The sequence below is a fragment of the Paenibacillus sp. GD4 genome (assembly GCF_030846225.1).
GTDB lineage: Bacteria > Bacillota > Bacilli > Paenibacillales > NBRC-103111 > Paenibacillus_G > Paenibacillus_G silviterrae.
The window spans coordinates 3,075,696-3,094,604 of the sequence record NZ_JAVCYK010000001.1 but is presented as its reverse complement, the minus strand read 5'-3'; the positions used below and the strand labels follow the sequence as shown (position 1 = coordinate 3,094,604).

Below are 18,909 nucleotides of genomic sequence, written 5' to 3'. Positions count from 1 at the left end.
GAGCCTACCAATGACGACTCATCATCTTATACAGCAGCTCTGCGACTTCATCCCTTGGGCGAAAAAGCTCAAGGAAACCGCCGCCGGCCAATGGCGGGACCCCATAGCAGCAGGCAAATGGTCCCCTCGTGAGATTCTGACCCACATCATGAACTGGGACAGGAATCTGCTCGAGGAGATGCTTCCCCATGTAGCGAGCGACGCCAAGTTATCCTTCATCGATATCGAACAGCATAACCAAAGAGCCGCTGTCTTAGCGCAGGATTACTCTACACTTGAGAAGCTGATCGATGACGTGACTCACGCGCGTAGGCAGCTTACGGACGCCCTGGCCATCCAATACGATGAGATCACACACTTTACCGTAGATGGGCAGCCTTATACTTATGAGAGCTTTATCCTCATCTTTACAGAGCATGATGAGCATCATCGTAATCAAATCAATACATTCCTTGGGAAGCGGCGCCCATGAACTATATTTACCTCGTACGACACGGCCAAGCCGAAGGGCAAGCGCCCGAAGCGGTACTCACTGAGAAGGGGCAGCTCCAAGCACTGCAGCTGGCCGATTTATTATTGGATACACCAGTCGATCACATCCTCTCCAGCCCGTACTTAAGAGCTCGTCAAACCATTCAACCGTTAGCCGCACGGCTCCGTCTCCCCGTGTATACGGACAAACGATTGATGGAACGTGTCTTGACCGGCAGCAGTCACCCGCAGTGGCGTGAAATGCTTCGCTTGACCTACGATGATTTGGAACGCGTCTACGAAGGCGGCGAATCCAGCCGTGATGCGATGAACAGAGCGGTATCAGTCGTCAAAGATATTCTTCAGGGCGGCTTCACCCACTGCGTGCTTGTCTCTCACGGCAATCTGATTTCCCTTCTCTTGAGGTATTATGACGACCGGTTTGGCTTCAAGGAATGGGAAGCTCTCACGAACCCCGATGTATACCGGCTTACCTTTTCGAGCCGAACCGGCTTGCCTTTGGTCGAACGCATCTGGAAGACATAAAGCCCACCTTCATTTGGTTTTATTTTCCACGCGGGCACCCGGATAACCTTAAAGTGGTTGTGTATCCTGTAAAGTAGCTAGCCACGATATCCAAAGGAAGGGTGCTCATGATGAACAAATGGACTACGATCCTGTGCACGTTGCTGGTGTTTACCCAGCTGACGGCATGCGGCGGCAACAAAACAAACAACCCAGCCGGCAATACAGCAGGCGGAGGCGCAGCCGGAGGAGGTACAGCGGCCGGTGGTACAGCAACAGCTGCGGATGCGCAGGCTATTTTCAAGGCCAACTGTGTGGGCTGTCACGGGGATAACCTGGAAGGACGCATGGGCGGTAATTCGAATCTTCAGCAGGTAGGCGCTCGGAGGTCCAGAGAAGAAATCTCGGGACGCATTACGAATGGCGGCAATGGGATGCCCGCTTTTAAAGGGAAGCTCAAGGATCAGGAAATCAACGCGTTGACGGATTGGCTGCTGACGAAGAAATAATTCGCTTTACAGACGGATATTTCCGGGGAACCCTGTGGAATACTTTAAGAGTCATGAGGAGGTGATACTGATGGCGGAAAACCAACAAAACACTGTACAGCACGGATTGAACGCGGCGCAAGCCAATGCGGAGAGCGAACAGGATCAGCAGCAGGTACAAGCCCTCGCCTCCCAGCTTCAGCAAGGTGCGAATCAAACGAATGAGGCTCAAGAGGAAAACAACACAATGAGCTAATTGCCTGAACAGAAGGCGGAACGGTGGGTTCCGTCTTTTTTCTCGCGCGAAAAAGGCCTCCACCTTCCGCAGAAGGCAAAGACCCTTGCATAACCCTGCTGCATCCAATTACCAGAAAAACCCTCCATACGGAGCCCCAAAACCAAAACCGGCCCCATACGGGTAACCATAACCGCCATAACCGCCATAACCATAGCCTCCGTAAGCGTACGGCGCTGTGCCAATGGCCAGCAGGTCAAACAACACTAATGGGGCAATGGCCGAGGTCTTAGCTTGTTTTCCCTTGCGCTGGGATACAAACAGCTTCCCGCCACTGATTCGAACCAGCTTTCCTTCCACTACGGAGCCGTCTTTACGTACAGCATAGATGTGCTTGCCAACGAGTTTCTTTACGTCCTTCTTGCGAACCGCTTTCTGCATATGCGTGCACCTCCCTATTCGCACCGGGCATCGCCCTTGGAATGGTTGTGTAACGCTATATCATACGGAAGCGGCAGCTAGGTTGCTTGTATAGAAGTCCATAGGCCCCGACAATGGACGTGTGTACCTATTTGCGCAGTCTACCGAGCTCGCTGGTGATCGCCTCAATCTCACTGATGCTGAACTGATTCTTGCTGCACACCATGTCATAGATGTCCCTAAGGTCCTCGTACTGCTCATCCCCAAGCGCTGCAGCCTTCAGGGCAGCCCCGGTCGCCATGCGAAGTCTCTTTTTGATTTCCTCGATCATAAACTCTGTATTTTCCATTGTGTTCTGCGTTAAATCCATGGGGAATTCCACCTTCCTCGTCTCATCCGTCAAGATTCTATTGTACCACGTTTGGAGTACGGGCGCTTCCTGTAATATAATGTTCCCAATCGCTACATAAGCTTCCTAAGGAGGGAATCCAGCCATGATCCATACGCTTCACTTCAAGACGACTAGGCGGGACGAAATGATCGAGATCACCCGCCAGATTCACGACTTGCTTAAGCAAGAGAACATTGAGGAGGGCATCGCCGTTATCTATTGTCCGCATACCACCGCAGGCATCACGATTCAAGAAAATGCCGATCCGGATGTGAAGCATGATGTCCTGATGCGGCTCGATGAGGTATACCCTTGGGAGCACCCGAAATACCGGCATGCTGAAGGCAATACCGCTTCCCATCTCAAGGCGATGACCGTGGGCAGCTCACAAACCGTGCTGATTTCCGGCTCCCGGCTGCTGCTCGGCCGCTGGCAAGGGATTTACTTCTGTGAATTTGACGGGCCGCGGGAGCGCACTTGCCTGGTTCGGCTATTGAAGTCCGAATAGACCATTAGCCAAAAGCAGTGAAGCCTAACAGCGGTCATGCGTCAATGCAATAAAGCGAGAGGAGCAAAAAAAACGGCTCTCATCCAAGCGGGTGTTATCCGGCTTGCTCCTTTAGCCCTTCACATAAATACTTCACATGCGATTCCGCGAGCTTCTTCACGTCATCGAAGGTTTGGTTATAATGAATATTATAAGAGATGAATCCGTGCATCGACATAAACAGGCTCCATGGCATGCTGTACATCTTCTGCTCGTTCTTCGGCTGTCGAGCGATCACCGACCGGACGACCGTAGCAAACAGCTCCAGGCATTGTGCCTGTTCCGTCCTCGAGTACCGCTGCAATTCCGGGTCCTTGATCATGAACATGATTTCGTAATGGTTCGGATTTTCCAGCCCGAAGCGGATAAACTCAAGCATCAGCTTCTCCAGCTGCCCCAGGTCGCCAAGGCGCGTTCGGCTCAGCATTTCCCTTTGCCGCTCAAGCAGCAGCTTAAAGTCGTCTGTTACCAGCGCGTAGAACAGCTCCGCTTTTTCCCGAAAATGATAATACAATGCTCCATGGCTGTAGCCCATAGACTTGGCGATGCTGCGCATCGTTAAAGCATGATACCCGTGCTCTACGAATAAAAGCCTGGCCTCATCCAAAATCCGCTCCCTGCTCAGCTCCTGTGCAACCGCTTTTCTTGCCACCTCTCCAGCTCCCCCTTACATTCCCCATGTAGTGAATCCTGATATTTACAAAGCTGCCGGCCCCATTCCGGGTGTATGACAGTGAATGCATTGAACTGCTCTCTTCCGTCACGTGAGCTGCATCGGGGGCTCGGCATGTTCTATATAGCGTGCTTCTCCTGCAATAATCGTTCCTTGCCCTTGCGTTACATCCGTCATCCAGGCGATGAATCGATCGGCATCCGCTGCCAGCGGCAAGCAGTGAATCGTGACTTTATCGGTAAAAGCGGTCTCAGCAATCAGCATGCCGCGATTGCGCAGCTCATTCTCCACCTTACCGTGCCAGGTGTAGTCGATTTCGACCAGCACCTCCTGGTGCAGCACCCGGTACACAGGCTCGGCCGCGGCAATCCCTATAACGGCCCCATCCGTATAGGCGCGTATCAAGCCTCCCGCTCCCAGCATAATGCCTCCGAAGTATCGGGTGACCACGACAACGATATTCTTCAGTCCCTGGTTCTTAATAACCTCCAAAATCGGCTTTCCTGCGGTACCGCTAGGCTCACCGTCATCCGAGGCCTTCTGGATCTGATCCCGTTCACCGATCACATAAGCGGAGCAGTTGTGCGTTGCGTTCCAATGCTCCTTCTTAATCCCCTCGATGAACGCTATGGCTTCCTCCTCGGATTGCACGGGCTTGGCATAGCCGATGAACCGCGACTTCTTGATCACGATTTCCGCTTGTCCGAACTGCTTCAGCGTCTTATATTGGTTCAGCATGATGTTTGCCAAGCAGCCTCCTTCCTTTGAAAAAAAGCAGCCATCCCGCCCCTTTAGGCCGGGATGAACCGCTTTATCGAAGGGCGCGGGATCAGTCGTTCAATCTGGCCTCCAGCGCAGCCTTTTCCTTCTCGAAGCCCGGCTTGCCGAGCAGCGCGAACATATTTTTCTTATAAGCCTCGACACCCGGCTGATCGAACGGATTCACACCCAATAGGTAGCCGCTGATGCCGCATGCCTTTTCAAAGAAGTATACCATATATCCGAACGTGTAGGGAGACATATCCGGCAGCGTAACGATGAGGTTAGGAACGCCTCCGTCCGTATGCGCCAGCATGGTGCCCTCGAACGCCTTCTTGTTCACAAAATCCATGGTCTTGCCGCTGAGGAAGTTCAACCCGTCCAGATCCTGCGGATCCGTACCGATCGTAATATGCTCCGGCACTTCAGCCACCTGAATTACCGTTTCGAACAGAATGCGGTTGCCTTCCTGTACGAATTGGCCCATCGAGTGCAGATCCGTCGAGAAGTCCACGGAAGCAGGGTAAATCCCCTTATTGTCTTTCCCTTCGCTCTCGCCATAAAGCTGCTTCCACCATTCGGAAACATAGTGCAGGGACGGCTCGTAGTTCACGAGGATTTCAACTGTCTTGCCCTTACGGTACAAGGCGTTGCGCACAGCGGCATATTGATAAGCCTCGTTCTCGGCCAGGTTCGGGTTGGAGTATGCTTCGCGGGCATCCGCCGCACCCTTCATCATCGCTTCGATATCGATTCCTGCGGTAGCGATCGGCAGCAAGCCTACCGCTGTCAGCACGGAATAACGTCCGCCTACATCGTCCGGGATCACGAAAGACTCATAGCCTTCTTCGGTCGCCAGCTTCTTAAGTGCGCCCTTCGCTTGATCGGTCGTTGCATAGATCCGCTTGCGCGCGCCTTCTTTGCCGTACTTCTTCTCCAGATACTCGCGGAAAATACGGAAGGCAATCGCCGGCTCCGTTGTCGTCCCCGACTTGGAGATGACGTTCACCGAAATGTCCTTGCCTTCAAGCAATTGAAGCAGGTGTGTTACATAAGTGGAGCTGATATTTTGTCCGACAAAATATACCGCCGGCGTCTTGCGCTGCTCCTTCGGCAGCAAATTATAAAAGCTGTGCGACAGCATCTCGATCGCCGCTCTAGCGCCCAGGTAAGAGCCGCCGATCCCGATCACGACAAGCGCATCGGAGTCGGATTGAATCTGCTTCGCCGCCTGCTGAATGCGGGCGAACTCTTCTTTATCATAATTCACAGGCAGATCAATCCAGCCGAGATAATCGTTCCCGGCACCGGTTTGATTATGAAGCTGCTCGTGCGCCGTCTTTACCTGCTCTGACAGGTAGTCCACCTCATGCTGCCCGATAAAGCCGATGGCCTTGCTGTAGTCGAAACGCAATGTATTACTCATAAGCGCGGTTTCCTCCTAAAAGGTATGTATCTATATAGAAATAGAATACTTTAACTCTCTGTGGGAAGCAAGTGAACATTCACATGTTTATCCCGAAATGCTACAATATTCCCAAGAGGTGATTGTCCGATGAAAACTGTTGCATTTATCGGGTTGGGCACTATGGGTAAACCTATGGCTGCCAATCTGTTGAAAAAACATTACCCCGTGATTGTTTATAACCGAACCGCTGACAAGGCGGTCGATTTGCTGGACCTTGGAGCCAAGGTGGCGGTAACTCCTTCCGATGCGGTCAAGCAGGCCGATATCGTCATTACCATGCTGTCCACAGATGCTGTCGTGCTGGATACATTTTACGGGGAAGAAGGAATTCTCCAGGGGCTGCGATCCGGCCAAATCGTAATCGATTGCAGTACCGTCTCTCCGGAGACGAGCCGGAAGCTCTACAAGGAGCTGCTATCGCATGATGTCGATTTCATTGATGCTCCAGTCACAGGCAGCAAGCCTGCCGCGGAGGACGGAACACTGGTATTCATGCTCGGCGGAAACGAGGAAGCGATTGAAGAGGTCCGCGGCGTCTTCGAAGCCATGGGCCGGAAGCTGGTGTTCATGGGACCGTCCGGTTCGGGGTCGCACGCGAAGCTTGCCCATAATACAATGGTGGGTATTAATGCGCTTGGCCTGGTCGAAGGACTGTCGATGGTCACCAAGGCGGGCTTGAATGCGGCCGATTTCCTGGATATCGTGCTGGCCGGGGGAGCAAACAGCCGACAGGCGGAGCTTAAGGGCAGCAAGATCATCAACCGGGATTTCAGCAATCAATTCTCCCTCCAGCTTATGCTGAAGGATCTGCTGCTTGCGGGCAACGTAGCGAACGGCTATCAGCTGCCTTCCCCAATGCTGCGCGCGGCGACAAGCATCTTCCAGATGGGCCTTGCCAAGGGACTCGGGGATGAGGACCTCTGCTCCGTCGTTCAGTGCTACGAGGACTGGATGAGCGAGCAGGTAGGCGGCAAGCCGGAACAACCGGCTGGGAATGGCTCCGGTCAAGATCGCCGCCGCAGCACAAGGATTCAACTGAATATCAAGCTTCATCTGTCGGTCTATCAGTGGGAGCAAGAGGGCTCCTTCTCGGGTCAGACGCTGGATGCCACCCTCGTGGACTTGTCCGAAAGCGGCATTCAGATCGTCTCCTCGTTCCCGCTTGCACAGGACATGTTCGTTGTCATTCACTTCCAGCCGGAAGCCGGGTTGCCTCCGGTCACCGCCAGGATCATCCGCATCGAGCATGATGACAATGGCCTGTTCCGTTATGGCTGTATGCTGTCCGGGCTTCCGCCTTATGTGCGGGTGAAGCTGGAAGAATATATCCGCATGAAATCGGAATAGGCGGACACATATCGAGCGGTAAGTTAAAATGAACGAAACCGACTACCATTTTGCATTACGTAGGGTGAATTTGGAAATCAATTGATTGAGCAATCAAATCAATATTCCAAAACAGAGCTACAAACAAAAGGAGTCGGTTTAGTAATGAGTATAACCATAAAATATGTTGGTCTAGACGTATCCAAAGAAAAAATAGCTGTAGCCATCGCCCCCGAAAATAGAAATGAACCCGTCAGGTTCCATGGTGTCATCTCGCATACGAAGGAGGCTGTTCGTAAACTAGTTAATCAGTTAATGAAAGATGATGACGTAAAGTTAAGTATATGCTATGAGGCTGGCCCTACGGGGTTCGTCTTGTATCGATGGCTTTTGGAGATGTATGTGGAATGCAGCGTCATCGCACCAACAGACTTAGAGGGGAATACTCGAATAAAAACAGATAAGAGAGATGCTGTACGTCTAGCGCAGCTCTGGAGAGCAAATGAATTGACAGAGATCTATGTACCACGTCCCGAGGATGAAGCCTTGCGAGATTTGGTTCGGGCCAGGGAAGATGCCGTACAAGACAGGAATCGGCATAAACAGCGTTTAACCAAGTTTCTGCTTCGCCATCAGATCCACCCGCCCAAGGGCGTTCGAGTGTGGACTCAGCCATATGAAAATTGGTTAGATACTTTACGGTTTTCTCGGTGTTGTGAGGATATGGTATTCCAAGAATACCGAAACAGCATCCAAGAAGCTACGAACCGGATCCGAAGATATGAAGCGGAGATGGAGAAGCAAACGAGTGAAGGATGCCAAGCGACCATGATCCAAGCATTGCAGGGGCTCCATGGCGTTGCCCTAATTACAGCCGTTACTGTAGCTTCGGAACTTGGCCACATTGCAGGAAGATTCGCATCCCCTCAGCAGCTCATGAGTTATGTGGGGCTGGTGCCATCAGAACGTTCTAGCGGGGGGAGTCGTTGGCAAGGTGGGATAACGAAAGCTGGAAATGCCCATATACGTAGGGTATTGGTTGAAGCCGCCTGGAGCTATCGGAGCTCACCTGCCATACGGAAAACGCTGCGAGATAGGCAAAAAGGACTGAGTTCGGAAATTGTCAATATCTCCTGGAAAGCACAAAAGCGATTACACCACAAATACAAGAAGCTCCTTTTCAAAGGAAAGCACAAAGGAACCATCATCGCCGCAGTAGCCCGAGAGCTTATAGGTTTCATATGGGCCATAGCCAAGGAAGTAGATAAGCAAAAAAACAGCATCACAGCATAAAAAATAAGGGTATGATTGAATGAAAAAGGAAGTGATTCCGGCTTAGTGAGTTAGGCAATGCGTTACGTTACATTCTTTGGCTCGAGGGCAAAGTACTAAAGCAAGGCAGAGAGTAATAATCCGCGGAAATCACCTGCGCAAAGTCAATCTTTCAGGTAGTGCGGCTTCATGCGCGTCGTAAGTTTAGCAGGTAAGCTCTCTGGTCGTATACAATTCACTTGTGATAACCCACGAATATCAGGTTGCCAACCGGCGCAAAGAACCATTTTGCCCTCGTGCCAAGGAATGAAACTCATTCGAACCACAAGCTCAAATTAAAGAAAGACAGCAGGGAGCACGCCCCCTGCACCCCGTTACTCGCCGTAGGGCAGGGTCTGGCTTGATCAGCCAGACCGAAGTAAAAAAGTATGGGCAGAGTGAACCGCCTGTCAAAAAAGGCATTTGACAGGCTTACTTTAGAGCACTCCAAATCAAGGGTACGTGCTGAGCACTTGACGGTTTCGTTCATATCAGGTGATTTTGTGGCGCTACAGCACCCAAACTGAACCTCAGCCATGGCCTTAAAGTGATTTCATCACCTTATTGGACCAGATGGAGGAGCATCTCCTCCCCTGGGGCTTCGATAAGGTGTTTTTTTACCACTACAGCTATCATGTGCGCTGTTCCACCTGTTATAGAGTGATTTATTCACACTATCTCCCTACGAACATAAATACCCCGCCCGACCTCAAATGAGGCTAGGCGGGGTATTTCGCGTCTTAAGCTTACTCTTGAATGTAAGAGCAGATGTAATCCGTTACGGCAGCTACTTCCAGCTTGAATTTCTTGCCGGCCGGAACGGTGAACTCACCTGAGCCGCTGATTTGCAGCCATTCCGTTTGGTCCGGCAGCAGCACCTTCAGCTCGCCTTGTTGAATTTCCATAATTTCTTTAACGTCCGTGCCGAATTCATACTCCCCCGGCATCATAATACCGAGGGTTTTCTTCGTGCCGTCTGCGAACAATACTGTGCGGCTCGTTACTTTGCCGTCAAAATATACGTTCGCCTTCGTGGCTATCGTTACGTTCTCAAATTGAGACATATTCTCGTTCCCCTTGTCTTTCTTATTTATTCAGCAGCTGCTTCACTTTAGCAACCACGTTTTCTACCGTAAAGCCGTACTCTTTAATAAGCACAGGGCCCGGAGCGGATGCACCGAAGGTGTCGATGCCGAGCACCGCTCCTTGATCGCCTACATAGCGATGCCAGCCGGTGGATACGCCCATCTCGATGGCCAGACGCGCCTTCACATCCGGAAGCAATACGGAGTCTTTGTACTCCTGCGATTGCTTCTCGAACAGCTCCCAGCTTGGGATGCTGATGACGCGGGCAGCGATGCCTTCTTCAGCCAGCTGCTTCTGAGCCGCTACCGCGAGCTGCACTTCCGTACCGGTTGCCAGGATTTGCGCCTGCGGCTTGCCGCCGGCTGCGTCGGACAATACATACGCACCGCGATCTACTGCGCCAGTAGCCGTACCCTCCAGCGTAGGAGCCGCTTGGCGGGAGAAGATCAGCGCTACAGGGCCGTTCTTGTTCGCTACCGCATAGCGCCATGCCGCCGCCGTCTCGTTGCCGTCCGCAGGACGAATCACCGTTACGTTAGGCATCACGCGAAGCGCAGCCAGCTGCTCGATCGGCTCATGAGTAGGACCGTCCTCGCCGACACCGATACTGTCATGCGTAAATACGTAGATGGCAGGAACATCCATGATCGCCGCGAGACGAATAGCCGGACGCAGGTAGTCGGAGAACACGAAGAACGTACCGCAGAATACCTTTACGCCGCCATGCAGCAGCATCCCGTTCACAGCCGCGCCCATACCGAATTCGCGCACGCCGAAGTAGATGTTCTGGCCGCTGTAATCCTTGGCTGTGGCCACGCCCAGATCCTTCAGGTGCGTCATCGTGGAGGACTCCAGGTCCGCCGAGCCGCCTACGAGGGACTTCACGTTCTTCGCAATCGCGTTCAGCACGACGCCGGAAGCGGTACGAGTACCCTTCTCAGCCGAAGCGCCTGCAGGAATATCCTTATCCCAGCCCTCAGGCAGATCGCCGTTTGCTGCGATTTCAAACTGCTTTGCAAGCTCAGGGTAAGCCTTGGCATACTCGGAGAACTGGTTCTTCCAAGCGTTGTAAGCCTCAATGCCCTGCTGCTTCTTCTCGGCGAAATGCGCACGCACCTCATCCGGCACATGGAAATGCTGGTTCTCGTCCCAGCCGTAGGCTTTCTTCGTCAGCGCCACTTCGTCTACGCCAAGCGGTGAGCCGTGAGGACCTACGTGACCGCCCTTGCCTGCTTTGTTCGGGCTGCCGTAGCCGATGACGGTTTTCACTTCGATCAACGTAGGACGAGGATCAGCTTGTCCTTCCAGCACGGCCTTGTTGATCGCTTCGAGATCGTTGCCGTCCTCTACGCGAAGCACCTGCCAGCCGTAGCCTTCGAAACGGGTGGCCACATTTTCCGAGAAGCTCAGGTTCAGCTCGCCATCCAGCGAGATATCGTTCGAATCGTACAACACAATCAGCTTGCCCAGCTTCAAATGTCCTGCAAGGGATGCGGACTCAGAGGAAATTCCCTCCATCAGGTCGCCGTCGCCGCAGATCGCATAGGTGTAATGGTCGATGATTTTGAATTGGTCGCGGTTGTATACCGACGCCAGATGCGCCTCAGCCAGCGCCATACCGACAGCCATACCGAAGCCTTGTCCCAATGGACCTGTCGTGGCATCCACACCCGGCGTATGTCCGACTTCCGGGTGACCCGGAGTCAGGCTGCCCCACTGGCGGAAATTTTTCAGTTCCTCCAGAGGCAGGTCGTATCCTGCAAGGTGAAGAAGGCTGTATAGTAACATGGAGCCGTGGCCGGCGGACAATACGAAGCGATCGCGGTTGATCCACTCCGGCTGCTCCGGATTGTGCGTCATCAGCTTCGCATACAATTGATACCCCATCGGCGCCGCGCCCATCGGCATGCCCGGGTGACCGGAATTTGCCTTCTGTACAGCATCGATAGACAGGGTACGGATCGTATCCACGGATAATTGCTCGATCGATTTGTTCGTTACCGTCATAGTAGTTATCCTCCTACAATGTAAATTGGAATTTGCCGCGACAATGCAATACAGCATCAGCTTATTGCAATGCCGAAGCATAAGGGAGCTTCTGGCCTTTTATCCTTCAGCAGTGCACACGTGTGCACAAACGTCTAGGCAAAATTTTGTACTTGACCTATTGTACCATTCTCTTCAGAAGTTTGCCACAGGAAACCGGAACGGCCCTTTTTATAAATTTTATGGAAAAAAGTTCAAGAATCCCGAAGGAGTTTTATCTTTGAGAGCGAATAGTTACATAGTACTAAATACCTGTATTTTTAGAACTTAAGGTAGGGGTCGATTTATGAACCAACTGCTGCTGGAACTTGCGAATACCAGACGAACGTATCGTAGCATGCTCAACCTCTACTGGCTGACCATCGTGCTCACCGTCATTCTGGAATACACGCTGTACTATATAGAAGCTAAGCCGGATTCAGCCGATATCAAGGAGATGCTTCTGCTGCAAGCCCTCGGATTGGCCGCCGTAACGGGACTTGCCGAGCTGCTCTACCGCTACCGCAAAATGCAAAGCGATTGGCTGCTCATTCTAACCGGGATCATCTACGCGACATCGATTATTCTCATCAATCCATCCATCGGTATCGTCCCGGCCATCTACATTTTCCCCATTCTGACATCGGTTCTTTCCTTTAACAAAAATCGGATCTTATTCGCCTTCGCTCTTATTCTCGTTTGTTTTTCTCTGTTATATGCCGTAAATCCGGAGCTTCGCCAAACGCTCGAGCCGGTCCATACCATCGGGATTTTGTTTCTATATACCGGCGTTACCGTCATTGCCCTGGCCATTGCCGGCAGCGGGATCGAGCTTCTTAATAATCTGAAGCATGCAACGGAGGCCAAGCAGGATCTGCTTGTTCAGAATATTATTATGGACAAGCTGTCCAAGATGGACGCCCTGACGGATATGTACAACCATAAGACCTTTCACGAATACCTGGAGAAGTTGATCGAACACAACCAAAGCAATCCTCTTTCCCTGCAATTGGCCGTGCTGGACATCGACAATTTCAAAACCATCAACGACACCTACGGCCACTGGGTAGGAGATATCATCTTAATGCGCGTTTCGCATATTATTAAGGAAACGATTACACCTAACGATTTTGTCGCCCGCTACGGCGGCGAGGAGTTTGCCGTTATTTTCACAGAAAAGACGCTGGAGGAATCGTACCGGATCGTGGAGCTAATCCGCCAAAAGCTGGCGGCCACCATCCATACCGAGCTGGATTCGAAAGCAGCTACCCTGAGCATCGGGCTCGCCGAGTATAAGAAGGGTGAAGGCAAGGAGGCTTTGTTTAAGGGAGCCGATGCTGCACTGTATGCAGCCAAGCGCACCGGCAAGAACAAGACCGTTGTGCAATCCTTCGCAGGCAGCATGGAATTGTTACCGGGCGTGAGGTATTGGGTATGAGCCGGCGTGTGCTTGTGCAAGGGTTTACTCTCGGCCTCGCTGCTGGGGTGGTGCTGGGCTTGTTTCTGCGAACCGTTCAGCAGCTTACAGGCAGCCAAGTGTATACTCTGCTCTTGAACATTGATTTTCTTCCCGTCGCTGACGCCTTAGGCCTATTGGTACTTCCGGAATGGTTCGAATTTACCCTTCATCTCATCGTTTCCCTGCTGCTGGGGATCGTCTACGTCGGTCTTGTGCTCGGAAGCCGCTCTCCCTGGACTTGGGGCTGGCTGCTCGGGCTGCTTCCGTCCCTGCTGTATATCCCTTTGACCCAGCTCTCGGACCGGGTCCCCGATCTGTATGACGCCCAAGCGATCGGTTGGTGGCTGGCAGGACATTTCCTTTACAGCCTGGTGTTGATCGGCGCAGGTATTACCCTCCAACGCAAAAACTGAGGCTTCCCTTCTCCAAGCATGGGAAGCCTCAGTCTGTTTGTATCGAATTAGGCCGACTTCGTCTCCGGCTTCAGCAGCAGGTGCATGTATCCCTGCTCATCTACCTCTACCGCATAGGTTGTCACACAGCCTTCGTCCGGCGCTTGGACCAAGCCGTTCTTCAGGTTGATCTTCCAATCATGCAGCGGGCAAAAGACGTGCGTATCGCATACGATGCCTTCGGACAGCTTGCCGCCCTTGTGCGGACAGCGGTTCTCCACAGCGCGAATCCTTCCGTCCGACAGCTTGAACACCGCCACTTCCACACCATCCAGCGTCACCGTTCTCGACCTAAGCTCCGGAATGTCAGAAACATGACCGACCATGATTCGTTCCATCTCCATCCACCTATCCTCTCCATGACTTTCTCTTTATCTATAACCTGTAAAAAACTTACTGCTCCCTCGCCGCGGCAGTCTCCTGCCCGGGTAGCGCCTCGAACATCGAGCGCAACGCTTGATTCTGTGTGATTTCCTTCCAAGGATCCTTCGTCAGGCTAAGTGTTTTATTAATGCGCTCAATCAGAGCTTGACGCTTCTCCTCGGTATCCAAAGCCGCCTTGATGGATTCCAGTCCAACCCGCTCCACCCATTCGCTGGTCCGCTCGTTCCACTTCGCATGCTCCCGATAATATTGCAGGAAAGCTGCGCTGTACTCTTCCACCTCTTCTTCGGTCTTTACCTTCCAAGCCAGGTCTCCCGCTCTAACCTTCACGCCGCCGTTTCCTCCTACATAGAGCTCCCAGCCGCCGTCAATCGCTACGACACCGAAATCTTTAATGACGGACTCGGCACAATTACGCGGACAGCCGGACACCGCCATCTTCACCTTGGCCGGAGTATTCAGCCGCTCGAAGCGTTTCTCCAGCTTAATTCCCATCGCAATGGAATCCTGGGTACCGAAGCGGCAGAAGGTGGAACCGACGCAAGTCTTCACCGTGCGAAGCGCTTTGCCGTAAGCGTAACCGGAAGGCATATCGAGATCCTCCCACATAGACGGCAGGTCTTCCTTCTTTACCCCAAGAAGGTCAATCCGCTGCCCTCCTGTGATTTTGACCATTGGCACCTCATACTTTTCGGCTACTTCGGCTATCCGTTTCAACTCTTGCGGGGAGGTCACGCCACCGTAAATTCTCGGTACGACCGAGTAGGTCCCATCATGCTGGATGTTCGCGTGGTTCCGCTCATTGACGAACCGCGATTCCCGCTCATCCGCGTGCTCCTCCGGCCATACCATCCCCAAATAGTAGTTCAGGGCAGGACGACACTTCGAACAGCCCTCGGGATGGCTCCAACCCAGCACGTTGCGCACTTCCTTGCCGGTCGTGAGCTCCATGGACCGGATGGCTTCCACTACCTCGTCACGGCTAAGCGCCGTGCAGCCGCAGATGCTTTCCTTGCCTACGGTGATCTCCGCATCATCGCCCAGCGTGCACTTCAGCACCTCGCCTACCAGCGGCTTACAGCCTCCGCAGGACCTTGAGGCATTGGTGCAAGCCTTGATCTCCTCTATCGATGTCAGGCCTTTCTCCTTAATGGCCTGCACGATCGTTCCCTTGGAGACGCCGTTACAGCCGCAGATAATCTCCTCATCGCTCATAGCCGCGACGGACGAGCCGCCGCTGGCGCTTTGGCCAAAGCCCTCCCCAAGCACAGCCTCCTTCTCCCGGCCCGTAATATCCTCACCGGTACGAATCAGCTTGAAGATGCGAGAGCTGTCGCTGGTATCGCCGAACATGACGGCGCCTACGATTTTCCCGTTTTGAATGACGATCTTCTTATAGATACCGGAGAATTCGTCCTGAAACTTAATTGATTTGGATCCAGGCACATCGTTATATTGACCTCCGGAGAATACATCAACACCGGACACCTTCAGCTTCGTCGAGGTTACGGAGCCCTGATACCCTTCGCAGTCCAGGCCGCACAGCTTCTTCGCCAGCACATCGCCTTGCTCGTAAAGGGGGGCCACCAGACCGTAAGCGATGCCTCGATGCTCCGCACACTCCCCCACCGCATAGACGTTCGGAATATTGGTTTGAAGAAAATCATCAACGACAATCCCGCGGTTGACTTCAATGCCGCTGTCCTTGGCCAGCTGCACATTCGGCCGGATCCCTACCGCCATGACGACCAGATCGGCCTCCGCCAAGGTGCCGTCCTTGAACTTCACTCCCGTTACCCGCTTCTTACCCACCAGCTGCTCCGTCTGCTTCTCCAGCAGGAATTTCATCCCCTGACTTTCAAGCTCCGATTGCAGCATACGCGCTGCAGTCTCATCAAGCTGACGCTCCATCAGATGCCGGTAAATGTGGACCACCGATACATCCATGTTCAAGTTTAGAAGTCCCCTGGCCGCTTCCAGCCCGAGAAGTCCTCCGCCGATGACGACTGCCTTCTTGTACTTCTTGGCGGTATCGATCATCGTCTCGCAATCTTTAATATCCCGGAAGGCGATAACCCCTTCCTTATCCGCTCCCGGCAGCGGCAGCATGAATGGGAGGGAGCCGGTCGCCAGGATGAGCTCATCGTATTCCACCTGAACGCCCTTGTCGGAGGTAACGGTCTTTCGTTCCTTGTCGATCTTCGTGACCGTATGCCCTGCATGGAAATGAATATGATTGTCCTTGTACCAATCCCAGTCGTTGAGAACGATGTCCTTCATACTGGAATCGCCCGCCAGAACGGAGGATAACAAGATCCGGTTATAATTCGGATGCGGCTCACTGCCGAAAATGGTGACTTCAAACTGCTGCGGAGCCAGCTTAAGGATATGCTCCACACACCAAACACCCGCCATCCCGTTACCTATCAGCACTAGTCTTTTCTTCATTCTTCTCCACTCCCTCACCGAACTTTACGTCATATTCCATAACAAAACTTTTGAGCTCACGCCAATATTTGAGTTTTGGTGTTATATTATATGACATATTTTCTGTATATTCCAACTATATCGAATAAAAACGTAAAATTCAATAGTTTTATGTTAGTTTAATTAACATTTTCACTTTGCATTTGGGTAGACACGAACAATCCTATGTAACATTCTTGTTACTGTTCGTCTTTGGGCAACAACAAAAAAATCCCTTTCTCAGCAAATTGCCGGAAAGGGATCCCGTTACACTTATGATTACTTACTAAACACTACCGTCTTATTCCCATGCACAATCACACGGTCCTCCACATGCCACTGCACAGCTCTAGCCAGCACCGTACGCTCGATGTGCCGGCCGATTCGCTTCAGGTCCTCCACATTGTCACGATGGCTGACCCGCTGCACGTCCTGCTCGATGATCGGACCGCCGTCCAGCTCCTCCGTCACGTAATGCGCGGTTGCACCGATGATTTTTACCCCACGGTTATAAGCCTGCGCATACGGCTTCCCGCCGACGAAGGCAGGAAGGAAGGAGTGGTGGATATTAATAATCCGATTTGGAAAATGGGTAATGAAATTCGGCGAAATGATCTGCATATATCTAGCCAGCACCACTGCATCCACTTGACCTGACACCAGCTCCAGCTGACGCTTTTCCGCCTCTGCCTTCGTGTCCGCCGTAACAGGAATATGATGATAAGGGATGCCAAGGGGCTCTACCAGGCCGCGCATGTCATTGTGGTTGCTGATGACCATCGCAATGTCCGCGTCGAGATCTCCCGATTGCCAGTGCCACAGCAGCTCCAGCAGCGCATGATCCTCCTTCGATACGAAGATGGCTAACCGCTTCTTGCGGCTTGCCCGGGTAATGCTCCATTTCATCTGAAACTTCTCGGCCACCTGGGCGAAATCCGCCTTCAGCTGCTCGCGTCGTTCATTCAGGTTCTCCAAATCGAATTCGATCCGGATGAAGAACAATCCGCCCTCCGCCGGTTCCATGGTATATTGGTCGGACTGTATGATATTAGCGCCATGCTCGAACAGGAACCGCGATACCGCGGCGACGATGCCCGGCTGGTCGGGACAGGATACGAGCATACGCGCCCGATTGATCATATTGATTTGTTTAGCTTTAGAAGCACCTACATTTGGAATCATTTCGTCTCTAGTCTTCTCCTTTAATTACACAGTGGCAAAAAGATGCTCGGAAGCGAACCAGGCCGTCAGGCGTTGGTTGGTCTGTTCCTCGCTCAGCTCCGGGAACAGGTTCTCCGCAGCTATCAGGTCGTACAAGCGTTCCATCGGCTCACGGCCGTCCGCTTTTTTGGCTTTGGCGTCGTTCTTCAGCAGCTCCCAGGTTTGCAGCACGAAATCCCGCGGCGCCAGCTCCTGCTTCTTAAAGAAAGCGTTCAGCTTCTCTACATCAGCCAGGAACTCTTCCCCGAAGCGGCCCTTCACATTGTCGCTCAGCAGAGCAATCTCCGCCTCGTACATAGGACGCTGGGTGTTGTCTTGCTTCCCGATCCATGGCGTTTCGAGGATGAAAGGCAAATGCTTCAGCTGGTCATGGTGAACCACACTATGCATCGCCTTAAACCCGATCCAGCCCGCACCTACAGGAGCATGGCGGTCCTTGCCCGCGCCCTTCGGATTTTTGCTGTCGTTCAGGTGCACTACCCCGATACGCTCCAGCCCGATCGTCTTATCGAAGCGCTCAAGCACACCGTCGAGATCATTCACAATGTCGTAGCCTGCGTCGTGAATGTGGCACGTATCCATACATACGGACAGCCTGTCGTTGAATTCCACACGCTCCATAATCTCCGCGATTTCCTCGAACGAGCGGCCAATCTCCGTTCCTTTGCCGGCCATCGTTTCCAGCGCGATCTTCACGTTCGTGTCCTTCACGCCGGCCAGCACTTCATTCAACCCTTCCGCGATCCGGTTAACACCGTACTCCACATCCATTTCGGTGTAAGCACCCGGGTGCAGCACGATCTGGCGTACGCCCAAATAATCCGTTCGTCGAATCTCCTCCTGCAGGAAGCGTACCGCCAGCTCGAACGTATCCTCCTTATGGGATCCGAGGTTAATGATGTACGGAGCATGAACGATAATTTCTCCGATGCCGTGCTTGTCCATCACGGCCTTGCCCTCTTCGACGAATTGATTCTCGATTGGCTTGCGGCGCGTATTCTGCGGGGCTCCGGTATAAATCATAAAGGTGCTGGAGCCGTAAGTTACGGCTTCTTCCGCTGCATTCAACAACCCTTTATCTGAAAATGATACGTGAGATCCGATTTTCAACATGTCGAGACAATCACTCCTTTCATTGTTTCTATTTTACTAGGAAAAAGGCAATAAATCTAGGAATTCGGCAGTACTTTTTCTAGGAAGAA

20 protein-coding genes are annotated in these 18,909 nt (G+C 52.5%); 9 read left to right on the top strand and 11 right to left on the bottom strand.

Features of this window, described 5'->3' with window-relative positions; all coding sequences use genetic code 11:
- Window positions 1-10: 10 nt before the first annotated feature.
- From RAC89_RS14850 to RAC89_RS14835, 4 genes are all read left to right on the top strand, one after another.
- Window positions 11-472, top strand: a complete 462-nt coding sequence (locus tag RAC89_RS14850; protein WP_306614358.1) for a DinB family protein — start codon at window positions 11-13, stop codon at window positions 470-472.
- The gene (locus RAC89_RS14845; protein WP_306614356.1) at window positions 469-1,017 is read left to right on the top strand and encodes a histidine phosphatase family protein; all 549 of its coding nucleotides are present in this window, start codon (window positions 469-471) and stop codon (window positions 1,015-1,017) included. Before RAC89_RS14850 ends, RAC89_RS14845 begins: the two co-directional genes overlap by 4 nt.
- Window positions 1,018-1,124: 107 nt before the next feature.
- Window positions 1,125-1,505 (top strand): c-type cytochrome, encoded by a 381-nt coding sequence (locus tag RAC89_RS14840; protein ID WP_306614354.1) that lies wholly within the window; start codon window positions 1,125-1,127, stop codon window positions 1,503-1,505.
- A gap of 70 nt (window positions 1,506-1,575) precedes the next feature.
- Window positions 1,576-1,740 carry a hypothetical protein gene (locus tag RAC89_RS14835; RefSeq protein WP_306614352.1) on the top strand — a complete coding sequence of 55 codons (165 nt, stop codon included), beginning with the start codon at window positions 1,576-1,578 and terminating at the stop codon, window positions 1,738-1,740.
- Between the two features lie 108 nt (window positions 1,741-1,848).
- Here RAC89_RS14835 and RAC89_RS14830 read toward each other — a convergent pair whose 3' ends face one another.
- Together RAC89_RS14830 and RAC89_RS14825 are read right to left on the bottom strand one after the other, a co-directional pair.
- Complete coding sequence (locus tag RAC89_RS14830) at window positions 1,849-2,160, bottom strand: hypothetical protein (protein ID WP_306614351.1); 312 nt, start codon at window positions 2,158-2,160, stop codon at window positions 1,849-1,851.
- Between the two features lie 127 nt (window positions 2,161-2,287).
- On the bottom strand, window positions 2,288-2,509 hold the full coding sequence (locus tag RAC89_RS14825) for a DUF1128 domain-containing protein (RefSeq protein WP_284643909.1): 222 nt from the start codon (window positions 2,507-2,509) through the stop codon (window positions 2,288-2,290).
- Window positions 2,510-2,633: 124 nt separating this feature from the next.
- Between RAC89_RS14825 and RAC89_RS14820 the strand changes: the two genes are divergently transcribed.
- The gene (locus RAC89_RS14820; RefSeq protein WP_306614349.1) at window positions 2,634-3,038 is read left to right on the top strand and encodes a secondary thiamine-phosphate synthase enzyme YjbQ; all 405 of its coding nucleotides are present in this window, start codon (window positions 2,634-2,636) and stop codon (window positions 3,036-3,038) included.
- Between the two features lie 94 nt (window positions 3,039-3,132).
- Here RAC89_RS14820 and RAC89_RS14815 read toward each other — a convergent pair whose 3' ends face one another.
- From RAC89_RS14815 to RAC89_RS14805, 3 genes are all read right to left on the bottom strand, one after another.
- Window positions 3,133-3,729, bottom strand: coding sequence for a TetR/AcrR family transcriptional regulator (locus RAC89_RS14815; protein ID WP_284643906.1), 597 nt, complete (start codon window positions 3,727-3,729; stop codon window positions 3,133-3,135).
- Window positions 3,730-3,837: 108 nt separating this feature from the next.
- Window positions 3,838-4,488: a YigZ family protein gene (locus RAC89_RS14810; protein ID WP_306616100.1), complete on the bottom strand. Its 651-nt coding sequence runs from the start codon at window positions 4,486-4,488 to the stop codon at window positions 3,838-3,840.
- Window positions 4,489-4,579: 91 nt separating this feature from the next.
- Complete coding sequence (locus RAC89_RS14805; protein WP_284643905.1) at window positions 4,580-5,935, bottom strand: glucose-6-phosphate isomerase; 1,356 nt, start codon at window positions 5,933-5,935, stop codon at window positions 4,580-4,582.
- A gap of 129 nt (window positions 5,936-6,064) precedes the next feature.
- Between RAC89_RS14805 and RAC89_RS14800 the strand changes: the two genes are divergently transcribed.
- Window positions 6,065-7,324: an NAD(P)-binding domain-containing protein gene (locus RAC89_RS14800; RefSeq protein ID WP_306614348.1), complete on the top strand. Its 1,260-nt coding sequence runs from the start codon at window positions 6,065-6,067 to the stop codon at window positions 7,322-7,324.
- 144 nt (window positions 7,325-7,468) lie between these two features.
- Window positions 7,469-8,596: an IS110 family RNA-guided transposase gene (locus RAC89_RS14795; protein ID WP_306612462.1), complete on the top strand. Its 1,128-nt coding sequence runs from the start codon at window positions 7,469-7,471 to the stop codon at window positions 8,594-8,596.
- A gap of 764 nt (window positions 8,597-9,360) precedes the next feature.
- Here the strand turns inward: RAC89_RS14795 and ppnP are convergent.
- Both ppnP and tkt read right to left on the bottom strand, forming a co-directional pair.
- Window positions 9,361-9,678, bottom strand: a complete 318-nt coding sequence (gene ppnP / locus RAC89_RS14790; RefSeq protein ID WP_306614347.1) for a pyrimidine/purine nucleoside phosphorylase — start codon at window positions 9,676-9,678, stop codon at window positions 9,361-9,363.
- 22 nt (window positions 9,679-9,700) lie between these two features.
- On the bottom strand, window positions 9,701-11,707 hold the full coding sequence (gene tkt, locus RAC89_RS14785; protein ID WP_306614345.1) for a transketolase: 2,007 nt from the start codon (window positions 11,705-11,707) through the stop codon (window positions 9,701-9,703).
- A 325-nt stretch (window positions 11,708-12,032) separates the two neighbouring features.
- Here tkt and RAC89_RS14780 point away from each other — a divergent pair, with 325 nt between their 5' ends.
- A complete protein-coding gene (locus tag RAC89_RS14780; RefSeq protein WP_306614343.1) occupies window positions 12,033-13,163 on the top strand; it encodes a GGDEF domain-containing protein in 1,131 nt (376 codons plus the stop codon).
- On the top strand, window positions 13,160-13,597 hold the full coding sequence (locus tag RAC89_RS14775; RefSeq protein WP_306614341.1) for a hypothetical protein: 438 nt from the start codon (window positions 13,160-13,162) through the stop codon (window positions 13,595-13,597). The genes RAC89_RS14780 and RAC89_RS14775 overlap by 4 nt, the downstream gene beginning before the upstream one ends.
- Window positions 13,598-13,644: 47 nt before the next feature.
- On the opposite strand, the gene nirD is transcribed toward RAC89_RS14775, so the two are convergent.
- From nirD to RAC89_RS14755, 4 genes are all read right to left on the bottom strand, one after another.
- Window positions 13,645-13,974 carry a nitrite reductase small subunit NirD gene (nirD, locus tag RAC89_RS14770; RefSeq protein ID WP_284644994.1) on the bottom strand — a complete coding sequence of 110 codons (330 nt, stop codon included), beginning with the start codon at window positions 13,972-13,974 and terminating at the stop codon, window positions 13,645-13,647.
- Between the two features lie 55 nt (window positions 13,975-14,029).
- The gene (nirB, locus tag RAC89_RS14765) at window positions 14,030-16,468 is read right to left on the bottom strand and encodes a nitrite reductase large subunit NirB (RefSeq protein ID WP_306614339.1); all 2,439 of its coding nucleotides are present in this window, start codon (window positions 16,466-16,468) and stop codon (window positions 14,030-14,032) included.
- Window positions 16,469-16,765: 297 nt separating this feature from the next.
- The gene (purU, locus tag RAC89_RS14760; RefSeq protein ID WP_306614337.1) at window positions 16,766-17,668 is read right to left on the bottom strand and encodes a formyltetrahydrofolate deformylase; all 903 of its coding nucleotides are present in this window, start codon (window positions 17,666-17,668) and stop codon (window positions 16,766-16,768) included.
- A gap of 24 nt (window positions 17,669-17,692) precedes the next feature.
- A complete protein-coding gene (locus RAC89_RS14755) occupies window positions 17,693-18,820 on the bottom strand; it encodes a deoxyribonuclease IV (RefSeq protein ID WP_306614335.1) in 1,128 nt (375 codons plus the stop codon).
- Window positions 18,821-18,909 lie beyond the last annotated feature (89 nt).

Excerpts from the sequence above, each read along its gene's own strand:
- nirB (WP_306614339.1), bottom strand. The coding sequence starts at position 16,468 with ATGAAGAAAAGACTAGTGCTGATAGGTAACGGGATGGCGGGTGTTTGG.
- purU (WP_306614337.1), bottom strand. The coding sequence starts at position 17,668 with ATGATTCCAAATGTAGGTGCTTCTAAAGCTAAACAAATCAATATGATC.
- RAC89_RS14825 (WP_284643909.1), bottom strand. The coding sequence starts at position 2,509 with ATGGATTTAACGCAGAACACAATGGAAAATACAGAGTTTATGATCGAG.
- ppnP (WP_306614347.1), bottom strand. The coding sequence starts at position 9,678 with ATGTCTCAATTTGAGAACGTAACGATAGCCACGAAGGCGAACGTATAT.
- RAC89_RS14795 (WP_306612462.1), top strand. The coding sequence starts at position 7,469 with ATGAGTATAACCATAAAATATGTTGGTCTAGACGTATCCAAAGAAAAA.
- RAC89_RS14780 (WP_306614343.1), top strand. The coding sequence starts at position 12,033 with ATGAACCAACTGCTGCTGGAACTTGCGAATACCAGACGAACGTATCGT.
- RAC89_RS14775 (WP_306614341.1), top strand. The coding sequence starts at position 13,160 with ATGAGCCGGCGTGTGCTTGTGCAAGGGTTTACTCTCGGCCTCGCTGCT.
- RAC89_RS14810 (WP_306616100.1), bottom strand. The coding sequence starts at position 4,488 with ATGCTGAACCAATATAAGACGCTGAAGCAGTTCGGACAAGCGGAAATC.
- tkt (WP_306614345.1), bottom strand. The coding sequence starts at position 11,707 with ATGACGGTAACGAACAAATCGATCGAGCAATTATCCGTGGATACGATC.
- RAC89_RS14820 (WP_306614349.1), top strand. The coding sequence starts at position 2,634 with ATGATCCATACGCTTCACTTCAAGACGACTAGGCGGGACGAAATGATC.
- RAC89_RS14845 (WP_306614356.1), top strand. The coding sequence starts at position 469 with ATGAACTATATTTACCTCGTACGACACGGCCAAGCCGAAGGGCAAGCG.
- RAC89_RS14800 (WP_306614348.1), top strand. The coding sequence starts at position 6,065 with ATGAAAACTGTTGCATTTATCGGGTTGGGCACTATGGGTAAACCTATG.
- RAC89_RS14840 (WP_306614354.1), top strand. The coding sequence starts at position 1,125 with ATGATGAACAAATGGACTACGATCCTGTGCACGTTGCTGGTGTTTACC.
- nirD (WP_284644994.1), bottom strand. The coding sequence starts at position 13,974 with ATGGAACGAATCATGGTCGGTCATGTTTCTGACATTCCGGAGCTTAGG.
- RAC89_RS14755 (WP_306614335.1), bottom strand. The coding sequence starts at position 18,820 with ATGTTGAAAATCGGATCTCACGTATCATTTTCAGATAAAGGGTTGTTG.
- RAC89_RS14835 (WP_306614352.1), top strand. The coding sequence starts at position 1,576 with ATGGCGGAAAACCAACAAAACACTGTACAGCACGGATTGAACGCGGCG.
- RAC89_RS14850 (WP_306614358.1), top strand. The coding sequence starts at position 11 with ATGACGACTCATCATCTTATACAGCAGCTCTGCGACTTCATCCCTTGG.
- RAC89_RS14805 (WP_284643905.1), bottom strand. The coding sequence starts at position 5,935 with ATGAGTAATACATTGCGTTTCGACTACAGCAAGGCCATCGGCTTTATC.
- RAC89_RS14830 (WP_306614351.1), bottom strand. The coding sequence starts at position 2,160 with ATGCAGAAAGCGGTTCGCAAGAAGGACGTAAAGAAACTCGTTGGCAAG.